Origin of the sequence: Undibacterium sp. Rencai35W (assembly GCF_049340185.1) — a bacterium.
In the GTDB taxonomy this organism is placed as follows: Bacteria; Pseudomonadota; Gammaproteobacteria; order Burkholderiales; family Burkholderiaceae_D; genus Undibacterium.
This window is the reverse complement of record NZ_JBMPPC010000005.1, coordinates 374,442-386,980: the sequence shown is the minus strand read 5'-3', so window position 1 is coordinate 386,980 and position 12,539 is coordinate 374,442. Positions and strand designations below refer to the sequence as shown.

Genomic DNA, 12,539 nt, shown 5'->3' with positions numbered 1-12,539 from the left:
CCGGAGCTTTGTATGCCTAATAGCGTCGAACAAATAATGAACGAAAAGCGACTCGAATTGGTGATGGAGGCTGCGGATCTGGATTTATGGGAAAACGATCTGGTCACCGGAGTAGTCACTCGAAAAGCGACCAAAATATTTGCCGAACTCGGTTACCACGAAAATGAGATTGCCAATTATATTGACGACCTTTTTTCCATCATTCATCCCGATGATATGGCGGGTTTAAAAGAGGCGTTGAGTAATCATATCAATGGCGTTACCGAAAAATATCAGTGTGAATTCCGGTTCAGGGCAAAAGACGGCTCCTGGGTCTGGTATGCCAACCACGGCAGAATTATGGATACCGGATCAAATAATCGGGGTCAGCGATTTATTGGAGTGACGTTTAATATTGAAGAAAGGAAGCGCAAAGAAATTGAGCGAGAGAGTCTCACCAGGACACTGAAGATGCTGGGTGAATGTAATAGTGAGCTAATTCATGCCAGCAGTGAACAAGCACTACTTGAATCTATTTGCAAACTACTTGTAGAAACAGGCGGTTATCTGATGGCATGGATAGGTTTTGCTGAGCAAGACGCCGCCAAATCAATCAGTGTTCGCGCCCATTGGGGCGATCAGAATAACTACCTGGATAAAATCACAGCAAGCTGGCGAGATACCAAGCTGGGAGGCGGACCATCTGGCGAATCCATCAAGACAAATTCAGTCATCATCAATCAAGATTTTGTAGAGAATCAGGCCATGGAACCGTGGCAAGAAAACGCTGTCAAGCACGGCTTTCAATCAAGTATTGCACTCCCCGTCACTAATAAAAATGGCGTCTTCGCAGTTCTGAATATCTATGCAGCGAAAACTCAAGCCTTTCAAGCCGAAGAAGTAAAGCTGCTGAAAGAGTTAGCAGACAACTTATCTTACGGTATCGCTGCACTTCGATTGCAAGCAGAAAATACACAGGCTCAGATTGCATTAAAAAAAGAAAATGAAAAAAATCTTGCCCTGCTTCATAACGCCAGCGATGGTATCCATATATTAGATAGCCAAGGAAAACTCATCGAGGCCAGTGATTCCTTTTGCGCGATGCTCGGCTATACAAGAGATGAAATGATAGGGAAGCATTTGTATGAATGGGATGTCAACATGTGCGTGAATGAGCTAGAGCATCGCTTAGCACAGGTCTTGTCACACAAAGCACGCACACAATTCGAATCCCGCCACAAGCGCAAAGATGGCACTATGTTTGACGTGGAAGTCAGTGACTATGCGCTAGAACTAGAGGGCAAGCAGGTATTATTTAACTCGTCACGAGATATTACTGAACGTAAAAAAATTGAGGCTAGTTTACTTCAGCAACAGCAGGAATTAATCCAGAGCAATGCTAGACATCGTGATTTGCTGACCAATTTACATGTTGCGATCATCGTCCACGCACCCGATTCAACAATCATTTTTAGTAATCCTCGTGCGTCAGAACTCTTAGGTTTATCTGTCGATCAAATGCTAGGCAAAACGGCGATCGATCCGTCCTGGCGGTTTGTGAACGATAAAGAAGAAACAATGACCGTTGATGAGTATCCTGTACAACGGGTTATCGCCACCATGAAACCGCTGGAGGCTCTGGTGCTTGGCGTCAAGTCAACGAACAAAAAAAGGGTGGTTTGGTTGCTAGTCAATGCATTCCCCGAATTGGATGCAGATGGCAAGTTAAAACAAGTAGTCGTTAATTTTGATGACATCAGCGCACGCAAACAAGCGGAAGAGCGAATTCATAATCTTGCTTTTTTTGACGCACTGACAGGTCTGCCAAACCGCCGCTTACTGATGGATAGATTTGACTCCGCGATTTCAACATCTACCCGCAGTAACCACTACGGTGCAGTACTGTTCATCGATATGGATAGGTTCAAAACCATCAACGATATATTAGGTCATAATTTTGGTGATCAGTTGTTGATTGAAGTAGCACAAAGAATTCAAGCATGTATTCGAGAGACAGATACCGTAGCGCGTTTGGGTGGAGATGAATTTATTGTGCTGCTGGTTGAGTTGGACGAAAGCATCGAAACAGCTTCACAAAAGACAGCCCTGATCGCAGAAAAAATACGCGCCAACCTGGCGGCTCCATATCATCTCAATGAGAGCGAACAACATAGCTCTCCCAGCATCGGCGTGAGCGTCTATCAAGGCAATAAAGAGTTACCGGAGACTTTATTAAAGCAGGCAGATATTGCTATGTACAAAGCAAAAGATGCGGGTCGCAATACTTTGCGCTTCTTTAACCCGGCGATGCAGTTAGCAGTAGAAACGCGTGCCGCGCTGGAAGCGGATTTGCGCCATGCAGTACCTTCCGACGAATTACGCTTGTATTATCAAATTCAGGTCGATGATCAGCAGCGTCCAATTGGTGCCGAGGCGCTAGTGAGGTGGCTACATCCGGATCGTGGCCTGGTCATGCCAATGCAATTTATTCCTATTGCCGAGGAAAGTTCTTTAATTCTGGAGATCGGAGAATGGGTCATACGTACCGCATGCCAGCAATTAGTTAAATGGTCAAAGTCAGATCACACCAGGCATCTCACCGTCGCCGTCAATGTCAGCGCACAACAATTCAGGCAAACAGACTTTGTCGAACATCTTGCCAGTCTGTTGCATCATCATGGCGTAGATGCGTCAAAACTAAAACTTGAACTTACGGAGAGTGTCGTTCTTACTGATGTGGATGAGGTCATCAGCAAAATGATTGCGCTGAAGGAGTTGGGTGTAAAGTTGTCGATGGACGATTTCGGTACAGGCTATTCTTCATTGTCTTACCTGAAACGGCTACCGCTCGATCAAATTAAAATTGATCAAAGTTTTGTGCGTGATATTACAACCGACAGCAACGATGCAGTCATGGTCAAAACTATCATCGATCTAGCCAAAAATTTCCGTCTTGATGTGATTGCTGAAGGAGTGGAAACAGAGGAGCAACTCGCTTTTTTAAAGTTGCATGAATGTATGGCATATCAAGGCTATCTGTTCAGCAAACCCATTCCTGTTAATGCGTTAGACGGACTACTGAACACGTTCTTTGTTCATTAAACTCATCGCTTCTGATGAGTTCGTTTATTGACATACGGGTGGACAAATTATGGGGTACGACCTGCCCTTGATTTGGAAAGGATTGCACCCTGTTGTCACATAAGATTGAACAGATAGAAAGCAAGTGCAAAGGATCGTTACTCGCTTTCTTGCGGAGATGCAGGCTGCTCTTTTTTCTGTGAGGCGTACAAGAGCCGGGACCAGCTTGCGGGAAGTTCATCTCTTCTCATGTAGATGCGTGTGTAGTCGATATTGCGGATCGCTGCGCTACTCTCTTTTACTGCCTGAAGATGCGCGGGAGACTGGACAAATCGTAGCATTGACGCCTCGTCGCTCCAGACTGTTGCTGTCCATACTTCATCACCAAATAGCTGGCGGCGGACAGAGTATCCGATTAAACCCGGCTGTACGAGAAGGCTATCTATCACTCGCGATGCACCTTGATCAAAAAGTTTCCGTTTAGTGGCATCAATGGTCGCATGTGTGACGGCAACTAGTAATTGCTCATCCTGATTCTCGGCAAGAGTACTCTTGCGTTTGTGCTCATCGACCCATTTAAAAGGGGTAGAAATGCTACAACCAGTCACGAGCGTGAGTAAGGCTGATAAGGATAGTATTTGTATTCGCTTCATAGATAGCCCATTCGTACTATGCATTTATATGATGCATCTGTGTATGTAGTTTATTTAACGACTTCAAACATGGTTTGAACCCGCCAATCTGATAGTCCGCTGATAGGTCACTCATAGCGCGTTATCTAAAATTCTCAAAACACGATGACCGTTTTGCCGTTTCTGCGCTCGCCACGTTCAAGCAATGCAAGAGCCTCTGGCGCTTCTGCCAAAGAAATGGATTGCGCGATATGGATAGCTAATTTGCCAGCGGCTGCGAGCGCGATGACCTCTTGCAAGTATTCTGCTTTGGGATCTGCAAAAACGAGCTTGTTAGCGCGAGATAGACATGCCTTGAAAAACTTCGCTCTGGTCGGGGCAATGTCAATGATCATGCCACCTCGCTTCATAAGTCGTGCAGCGTCTTGAGTCGAGAGGCTCCCGTTGCAATCGAAGACCAGGTCAAATCCGCTATCGAGCGAGGACGGCACTGGTTTGGTGTAGTCTAACACCACGTTAATGCCTAGCGACTGTGCCTGCTCAAGGGAGTGAGGGCCGACGCGTGCGGTTATTTCAGCGCCGATACTTTGCGCAATCGCAATCGCGGCCTGCCCTACGGCACCTAATGCGCCATTAAGAAAGATTGTTTGACCCGGCTTTAAACGAGCCTTCTTGATTAGTGCGTGCCACGCGGTCACACCGGCAATCGGCAAGGTCGCGGCCTCGGTAAAGGATAAATTTTCCGGCTTTTTGACAATTAAATTCTTTGACGTGATGAGCATAGGTGCAAATGCGCCAGATCCTTTCATCGGCACCGTTCCAACAACATCATCACCAGGTGTAAAGTCATCTACGTTGACGCCAACGGATTCCACTGTGCCAGCGAAGTCTGTACCCAAGGCACGCGGAAACTTATTCCCCGTGAACAGTTTCATTTTTCCACTTCGAATTTTCCAGTCCATCGGGTTGATGGATGCCGCAGCAACCCGTATTAACACTTCATTGGCTTTGAGCTCAGGCAAGCTAAATTCGCTCATGCGCACTAGCTCGTGACCACCGTAACGCGTGTATTCGAGTCGTTTCATCGTATCTTTACTCCATGTTGGGGACGGCACTGTTACGACAGTCATTGCAGCAAGCTCTCTTTTCTTTGGCAAATTGTATTTTCTTGATTTGATACTGTCTATAATATAAAGTCTCTACTTTCTTTTCGATCGTCCAAAATCATGATGGATCCGCTCTCAGACGTACTGTCACTGCTGAAGCCTCAAAGCTTTATGTTTCGCGGTTTAGATCTGGGTGGCGCCTGGTCGATCCACTTCCCTGCCTATCAGTGCATCCGGTGCTACGCTTTGCTCACTGGCGAATGTTGGTTTGCGCTCGATGGTGCGGCTGCGATCAGGCTGCGTGCGGGAGATTGCATCATGCTACCCAGAGGTCATTCGTTTGTGCTCGCCAGCGAGCTTTCGCTGGAACCCGTTAACGCTGCGTCGTTTTTGGCGGGTGCGTTGGAGGGTGGAGTAATCACGCACCAGGGGGGCGGAGAGGTTACTGGAATCGGCGGCTATTTCACCTTTGCGAACGCGCAGTCGGCCATGTTTCTTGATGTATTGCCGGATATCGTTCACATCTGCGCAGAAGCAGACAGGTTCGCGCTGCGATGGTTTATCGAGCGCTTGATGCAGGAGTTGCGAGTACCACAGCCTGGCAGTTATTTGCTCGCCCAACAGCTGGTTCAGCAAATATTGGTTCAGGTACTGCGTCTATGCATTGCCCAGGGTGCCGTAGATAACGTTGGCTGGATTTTCGCGCTGGCGGATCCATCGATGAACGCAGCGCTGAGTGCAATGCATGCAAACCCCTCGAATCGCTGGACATTGGACTCTCTCGCAGAGCTCGCATCAATGTCGCGATCTAGTTTTGCGTCCAAATTTAAGAAAACGGTTGGCCTTCCGGCCATAGAATATTTATCGCAATGGCGCATGCTATTGGCGAAAGATCGACTTGTAAATTCCAAGGACTCTATCGCGGTCATCTCACGATCATTGGGCTACGAGTCTGAAAGTGCGTTTAGTACTGCTTTTAAACGGCTCATTGGATGTTCCCCGCGTCACTATGTATCGACACAGCAAACTCGCATGAAAGACTGAGGCAGCTACTATTGTTTAACGCTGACACAGCATTAATAAAATATTGATTGAGCACTGACTAGGCATTGTGTCAGCTTGAGCTAGGCTTGAATTGAGCCTACATGCGACGGCAGTCAGTCAGCCCAAATGATGCTGGCTGACTGCCTTGAAACAACTTACTTCACTTCAGTCACAAACTTCTCATTCGGACGGCGTACTTTTTTCAGATTGACCAGCCAGTCTTTGTCTTCTTCACGATACCCCAGTGGCAGGATCACGACGCTGCGCAGGCCGCGTTCTTTCAGACCCAGAATTTCATCGACGGCTTTTGGATCGAAACCTTCCATTGGCGTACTGTCGACTTCTTCATAAGCTGCGGCGATCAGGGCTGATCCCAGGCCGATGTAGGCTTGACGTGCGGCGTGCTGATAGTTGACTTCGGCATCGCGTGCCGGGTAGGTGCTGAGCAGCATCTGGCGATAGTTTTCCCAGCCTTCGTTTTTAAAGCCACGTTCGTCGTTGGTCAGGTCAAACATCATATTGATGCGATCTGCGGTGTAGTTGTCCCATGCAGCGAATACCAGCAGGTGGGAGCAGTCGGTGATCTGACCTTGGTTCCAGGCGACTGGTTTGATTTTTTCGCGCACTTCCGGATTGGTGACGACAAAGATTTCGTAAGGTTGCAGGCCGCTGGAGGTGGCGGTCAGGCGTGCCGCTTCGAGGATGCGGTCCACTTTGTCTTGCGGCACTGCTTTTGCCGGGTTCATCTTTTTGGTAGCGTAGCGCCATTTCAGTTTTTGGATCAAATCAGACATGGATTTCTTTCAATATGTAGTTTTTAAATGGATGGATTCGTGTTTAAGTCGGGCTGATATCAACCCGGCTCCGGTCTTTAGGTTTAATAACAATGAAAAACGATGAAGAACAATTCAATCGGATGCAATGTGTTTTTACTACCTTGGTGAGCATAGCATTGACGCCGATTTTGCGTATTTGCCTGCCCTGCAATTCAGATACTGACCGCATATAAGGACGCTCAGGCTATTTGACAATAGCGTGGCGATATCTGGGAGACATTGGAAGCGGCAACGCGGTTGAAAATTCGTCGAAAATCAGCTTAAAAAAATATACTCATGGTGAGTATATTTTCAATGCCTAAGTAAAATAAGCGGATAATCCCATGTTTGATGAAAAATATAGGGGAGTATATCTATTTAAAACAACCTGACACCTTATAGGGAAATTATTTTCCAGCCGCCTGCGCCTTGGGCAAAGACGCCATCAGATCAGCAAATCGCTGCCCCTGGATCATAATATGGCCACGTAATAACTCTGCCGTCAGCTCACCGTCTCCCGCCAGAATGGCCTGAACCACGCCGTCGTGCTCAGAAAATGAAGCGCTGACGCGATCACGCACGCGGAGTTGCAAGCGACGGTAATGACGCAGGCGCCGATGCAATGCCATCGCCTGTTCGGCCAAAAAAGCATTGTGGCTGCCCTGATAGATGATCTGATGAAAGGTCTCGTTGCAATAGAAATAATCGTCTGAGTTCTGCGCTGCACTGGCGTCTTTACAGGCCTGGTGAGCAGCCAGCAAATCTTGCTGTTCTGCGAGTGTCATGCGGCGTGCAGCAAGCCTGCCGCACATCGCCTCGAACTCCGCCATCACCTCAAACATTTCAACCAATTGCTGCGGCCCCAGCTCGGCAACGACCGCACCACGCCGCGGACGAATCACCACTACACCCATCGAGGCTAGTTGTATCAGCGTCTCGCGGATTGGTGTGCGGGAGACGCCAAACTCATTTGCCAGCTCGGTCTCATCCAGATGCTGGCCGGGAAGCAATTTGCCGATGGCAATCATTTCCTCGATGGATTCACGCAGACTCTGTGAGCGACTTTTTAAGGTGGGGGTAAGCAAAACGCCTCCTTTGTGTAATTTTGCTCATTATATGTACAAATACACTTGCTTTGTATTTATTTGAGATATATCTTGTATACACAAAAATAAATTATGCATGCAAGATCACTGAATCACGGCAATGCAAGCGACTCATCCCTTCAATCCAGGAGACAACATGTCCACACTTTCTACCCGCAGAGCCGTGCTTGCTGCTATTGCTGCCAGCCCGTTTTTTACTATGTCCACCTCTTGGGCGCAAACCGCAGCGCTGAAGATTTCGCACCAATTCCCGGGGGGTACGGTGAACGAAGGTGATTTTCGCGATCGTCTGTGCCGCATGTTTGCCACCGAGGTCGAGAAACGCTCTAAAGGTAGTCTGAAGTTCGAAATCTATCCTGGCTCCTCATTGATGAAAACCAATGCCCAGTTTTCATCCATGCGCAAAGGCGCACTCGATCTGTCGCTGGTGCCGCTGTCGTATGCGGGCGGCGAAGTTCCCGAAGTCAATATCGGCCTGATGCCCGGTCTGGTGACGTCCTATGAACAAGGCTATAGCTGGAAAAATGCCGAAGTAGGCAAAGAACTCAACCGCATTTTGCTCGATAAAGGCATTGTGGTCGTGAGCTGGATCTGGCAAGCCGGGGGTGTTGCATCGCGCGGCAAACCCATCGTCGATCCGGACGATGCCAAAGGCATGAAAGTCCGTGGCGGCTCGCGTGAGATGGATCTGATCCTGAAAGCCGCAGGCGCCGCCGTGGTATCGCTGCCATCGAATGAAATTTATGCCGCGATGCAAACCGGTGCAATGGATGCCGCCCTGACCTCATCGACATCGCTGATTTCCTTCCGCCTGGAAGAAGTATCGAAGAGCCTGACCACCGGACGTACCGGCGCGTACTGGTTCATGTTCGAGCCATTGATGATGTCGAAAATTGTGTTCGATAAACTCAGCAAAGATCAACAGGCCACCATCATGGCCGTCGGCGGCGAGCTCGAAGCCTTTGCCCGTAAATCTGCCCAGCTCGACGATTCACTGGTGGCGGCTGTGTATCAAAAAGCCGGTGCGAAAGTCGCCGACCTGAATCCGGCTACACTCAAAAAATGGCAAGCCATTGCACGTACCACCGCATGGAAAGATTATGGCGAAAAGAATGAGAACTGCGCCAAATTGCTGAAGCTGGCGGAGAAAACATTATGAGTCACGGATTTGAAATGGAGCCTGCCAAAGGCCCCGCGATCCCTGACCAGAAACTGATTGCAGTGGGATCACGCCTGCTCGATCATTTCAATCAATTCCTGATGAATCTATCGATGCTGGCACTGGTACTGACGGCATGCATATTGACCTATTCCGTCATCAGTCGCTATTTTTTTAAAGCCCCGACAGATTGGCAGGATGAGGCGTCCGTATTCATGCTGGTCGGCGTCACTTTTTTCTGCACTGCCTATGTGCAGTCGTATCGCGGCCACATCGGGATCGAGGCGCTTGCCTCGCTGTTACCGGCGAAAGTCAACGCGTTTCGCATGTTGATGGTGGATGTGCTGTCGTTTCTGTTTTGTGCATTTTTTTCATGGAAATCCTGGACGCTTTGGCATGAAGCCTTTGTCGATGGCCAAACCACGACATCGACTTTTGCACCGCCGTTGTGGATTCCTTACGGCATGATGGCGTTCGGCATGTCGCTGCTGACATTACAAATTTTTGTGCAGGTTTTGGCGCGCCTGACCAACAAGCGAGGTGCCAGATGAGTGAACTGAGCTTAGGCGCTTTATATGGCGCGGTGACTCTGGTTGTGATGTTCTCCGGGATGCCGATTGCGTTTGCGTTAGGCATTGTGGCGGCGAGTTTTATGTACTTTTTTATGCCCGCCTCATCGCTGGATACCGTGACCCAAAACGTGTATGAGGAAATGGCATCGATTACTTTATTGTCGATTCCCTTATTCATCTTAAAAGGTGCGGCAATCGGTAAATCACCTGCGGGTAAAGACTTGTATTCAGCAATCCATACCTGGCTGCATAAAGTCCCCGGTGGCCTCGGCATTGCCAACGTGGTTGCCTGTGCGCTGTTCGCGGCGATGGCGGGTTCATCACCAGCGACGTGCTCTGCCATCGGCTCTGCTGGCATACCTGAAATGCGCAAACGTGGTTACTCACCAGGATTTGCCGCCGGTATTATTGCAGCAGGCGGAACCCTGGGTATTTTATTGCCGCCCTCGATTACGATGATCTTGTATGCAGTCGCGGCCGAGCAATCTCTGGGACGCCTGTTTCTCGCAGGTGTCGGTCCCGGCGTATTGCTGGTCGTGCTGTTTGCCGGTTATGCCGTCTACCGCGCACGCAAAGAATATCGGCTCGCCCTGATCGCCTATGAACAGTCGGGTACAGAATCGGCCTATCTGGAAAAAGAGCATTTCACCCTGGCGCAAAAAGTCGAAATGCTGCCACGTGTTTTACCATTTGTGATCTTGCTAATTGGTGTCATGGTGGCGCTGTATGGCGGCTTCGCTACACCATCCGAAACGGCTGGTCTGGGCGCCCTGTTGGCGATGGCATTGATCGCCGTGGTGTACGGCGTATGGAGACCAAAAGATCTGCGGCCGATCCTGACCTCGACGATCAAAGAGTCAACCATGCTGCTCCTGATCATCGGTATGTCACTGCTGTATTCGTATGTGATGAGCTATCTGCATATCAGCCAATCCGCCGCACAATGGGTAGTCGATATGCATTTATCCAAATGGATATTGCTGGCAGTGATACTGGCGATGGTGATTGTATTTGGATTTTTCTTACCACCGGTATCGATCATCCTGATGACGGCACCGATCATCCTGCCTCCGCTGAAGGCGGCTGGCTTTGATCTGATCTGGTTCGGTATCGTGATGACGGTCGTCATGGAGATGGGGCTGATCCATCCGCCGGTAGGCTTGAATATTTTTGTGATCAAAAATATTGCGCCCGATATTCCGCTCAAGGATGTGATCTGGGGTGTGATGCCTTTCGTGGCCTTGATGTTCCTTGCCGTGTTGTTGCTATGCCTATTTCCGGGGATCGCAGTCGGCCTGCCGAATACCATCATGGGAGTGAAATAATGGGTGCGCGTCCGCAGGTCTGGAATACTTTGCAAGAGAATCGTCAGCAACGATTGACGCGTGCGCGGGATACTCTGGATCAGAGCCTGACCGGGAAAATTCTGCCGGCGGCGCGCATCATCGATCTGCTTCATCAGGTCATTGAGTGCGGCGACAGAATCTGCCTTGAGGGCAATAATCAGAAGCAAGCCGACTTCCTCGGGCAATCATTAGCAAGGCTAGATCCTGCGCGGATTCATGATCTGCATATGCTGCAATCGGTGCTGGCCTTACCTGAGCATCTGGATATTTTTGAACGGGGCATTGCATCGCGCCTCGATTTTTCGTTCTCCGGGCCGCAGGCCGGACGCGTCGCCAAGCTCGTCAGTGCGGGTAAACTGAATATCGGTGCGATCCATACGTATCTCGAATTATTCAGCCGTTACTTTATCGACCTGACGCCACGGGTATCACTGATCGCCGCAGAAGCTGCTGATCGTCACGGCAATTTGTATACCGGTCCGAACACCGAAGACACTCCAGCAATTGTGGAAGCAACCGCATTCAAAAACGGCATCGTAATTGTGCAGGTGAATCAGATCATGGATGTCTTGCCGCGCGTTGACATTCCCGGCGACTGGATTGACTTTGTCGTTGAGGCACCGAATCCGTATTACATCGAACCGCTGTTCACCCGCGATCCGGCACAGATTTCAGAAATACAGGTATTGATGGCCATGATGGCGATCAAAGGGATCTACGCAGAATACGGCGTCAAGCGCCTGAACCATGGTATCGGTTTCGACACCGCCGCTATCGAATTATTGCTACCTACCTATGCAGAATCGCTGGGACTGAAAGGCAAAATCGCCAGTCACTGGGCGCTCAATCCCCACCCTGCCCTGATCCCGGCGATTGAGGCAGGCTTTGTCGAATCGGTCTATTCATTCGGGTCCGAGCTGGGGATGGAAGACTACATCCGCGCCAGGCCCGATGTGTTTTTTGTCGGACCGGATGGCTCCATGCGCAGCAACCGCGGGCTATGCCAGGCAGCCGGGCACTATGCCTGCGATATGTTTATCGGATCGACTCTACAAATCGATTTACAAGCTAATTCATCAACCGCAACGCTTGGCAGAATCGCGGGTTTTGGCGGCGCGCCAAACATGGGGGCCGATGCGCGTGGTCGCCGCCATGCCAGTCCCGCCTGGATTAAGGCAGGTCAGCAAGCACGTCAGGGGAAAAATGTAATCCCGCGTGGACAAAAACTGGTGGTGCAGATCGTCGAAACTTTCAGAGAACATATGCAACCAGCATTTGTCGATCAGCTCGATGCCTGGGAATTAGCGGAGCAGGCAAAGATGGAAATCCCGCCAGTCATGATCTACGGCGACGATGTCACACATATTTTGACGGAAGAAGGTATTGCTAATTTACTGCTCTGCCGCAATGATGAAGAGCGCGAACAGGCCATCCGCGGTGTCGCAGGCTATACCGCAGTCGGTCTGGCACGCGATAAGCGCATGGTCGAGAATTTACGGGATCGCGGCATCATTCAGCGCGCAGAAGATCTCGGTATCGACAAGCGTCTAGCGACCAGAAATCTGTTAGCAGCAAAATCAATGAAAGATCTGGTGCGGGCATCAGGTAATTTATATCAACCGCCGAAACGATTCCGGAACTGGTGAGTAAATAGCGAATGAAGACAGCTATCTGTGAGACTGCATCTCACCCGTAAAAT

The 12,539-nt window shown here is 49.6% G+C and carries 10 protein-coding genes; 6 read left to right on the top strand and 4 right to left on the bottom strand.

Going from position 1 to position 12,539, the window contains the following annotated elements:
• Positions 1–12 precede the first annotated feature (12 nt).
• Complete coding sequence (locus tag ACO0K3_RS13605; protein WP_422985424.1) at positions 13–3,081, top strand: EAL domain-containing protein; 3,069 nt, start codon at positions 13–15, stop codon at positions 3,079–3,081.
• Positions 3,082–3,218: 137 nt separating this feature from the next.
• On the opposite strand, the gene ACO0K3_RS13600 is transcribed toward ACO0K3_RS13605, so the two are convergent.
• Positions 3,219–3,713 (bottom strand): antibiotic biosynthesis monooxygenase family protein, encoded by a 495-nt coding sequence (locus ACO0K3_RS13600; protein WP_422985422.1) that lies wholly within the window; start codon positions 3,711–3,713, stop codon positions 3,219–3,221.
• Positions 3,714–3,847: 134 nt separating this feature from the next.
• The gene (locus ACO0K3_RS13595) at positions 3,848–4,777 is read right to left on the bottom strand and encodes an NADP-dependent oxidoreductase (protein WP_422985420.1); all 930 of its coding nucleotides are present in this window, start codon (positions 4,775–4,777) and stop codon (positions 3,848–3,850) included.
• A gap of 141 nt (positions 4,778–4,918) precedes the next feature.
• Between ACO0K3_RS13595 and ACO0K3_RS13590 the strand changes: the two genes are divergently transcribed.
• Complete coding sequence (locus ACO0K3_RS13590; protein WP_422985418.1) at positions 4,919–5,842, top strand: AraC family transcriptional regulator; 924 nt, start codon at positions 4,919–4,921, stop codon at positions 5,840–5,842.
• Between the two features lie 155 nt (positions 5,843–5,997).
• On the opposite strand, the gene ACO0K3_RS13585 is transcribed toward ACO0K3_RS13590, so the two are convergent.
• A complete protein-coding gene (locus ACO0K3_RS13585; RefSeq protein ID WP_422985416.1) occupies positions 5,998–6,636 on the bottom strand; it encodes an NAD(P)H-dependent oxidoreductase in 639 nt (212 codons plus the stop codon).
• Positions 6,637–7,064: 428 nt separating this feature from the next.
• Positions 7,065–7,742, bottom strand: coding sequence for a GntR family transcriptional regulator (locus tag ACO0K3_RS13580; protein WP_422985414.1), 678 nt, complete (start codon positions 7,740–7,742; stop codon positions 7,065–7,067).
• 157 nt (positions 7,743–7,899) lie between these two features.
• On the opposite strand from ACO0K3_RS13580, the gene dctP reads away from it, so the two are divergent.
• Genes dctP through mdcA form a run of 4 tightly spaced genes read left to right on the top strand, consistent with a single transcriptional unit; the run spans position 7,900 to position 12,486 of the window.
• On the top strand, positions 7,900–8,922 hold the full coding sequence (gene dctP, locus ACO0K3_RS13575) for a TRAP transporter substrate-binding protein DctP (protein ID WP_422985412.1): 1,023 nt from the start codon (positions 7,900–7,902) through the stop codon (positions 8,920–8,922).
• The gene (locus ACO0K3_RS13570; RefSeq protein ID WP_422985410.1) at positions 8,919–9,473 is read left to right on the top strand and encodes a TRAP transporter small permease; all 555 of its coding nucleotides are present in this window, start codon (positions 8,919–8,921) and stop codon (positions 9,471–9,473) included. The genes dctP and ACO0K3_RS13570 overlap by 4 nt, the downstream gene beginning before the upstream one ends.
• A complete protein-coding gene (locus ACO0K3_RS13565; protein ID WP_422985408.1) occupies positions 9,470–10,819 on the top strand; it encodes a TRAP transporter large permease in 1,350 nt (449 codons plus the stop codon). The genes ACO0K3_RS13570 and ACO0K3_RS13565 overlap by 4 nt, the downstream gene beginning before the upstream one ends.
• A complete protein-coding gene (gene mdcA / locus ACO0K3_RS13560) occupies positions 10,819–12,486 on the top strand; it encodes a malonate decarboxylase subunit alpha (protein ID WP_422985406.1) in 1,668 nt (555 codons plus the stop codon). The genes ACO0K3_RS13565 and mdcA overlap by 1 nt, the downstream gene beginning before the upstream one ends.
• The last annotated feature ends 53 nt before the right edge of the window (positions 12,487–12,539 follow it).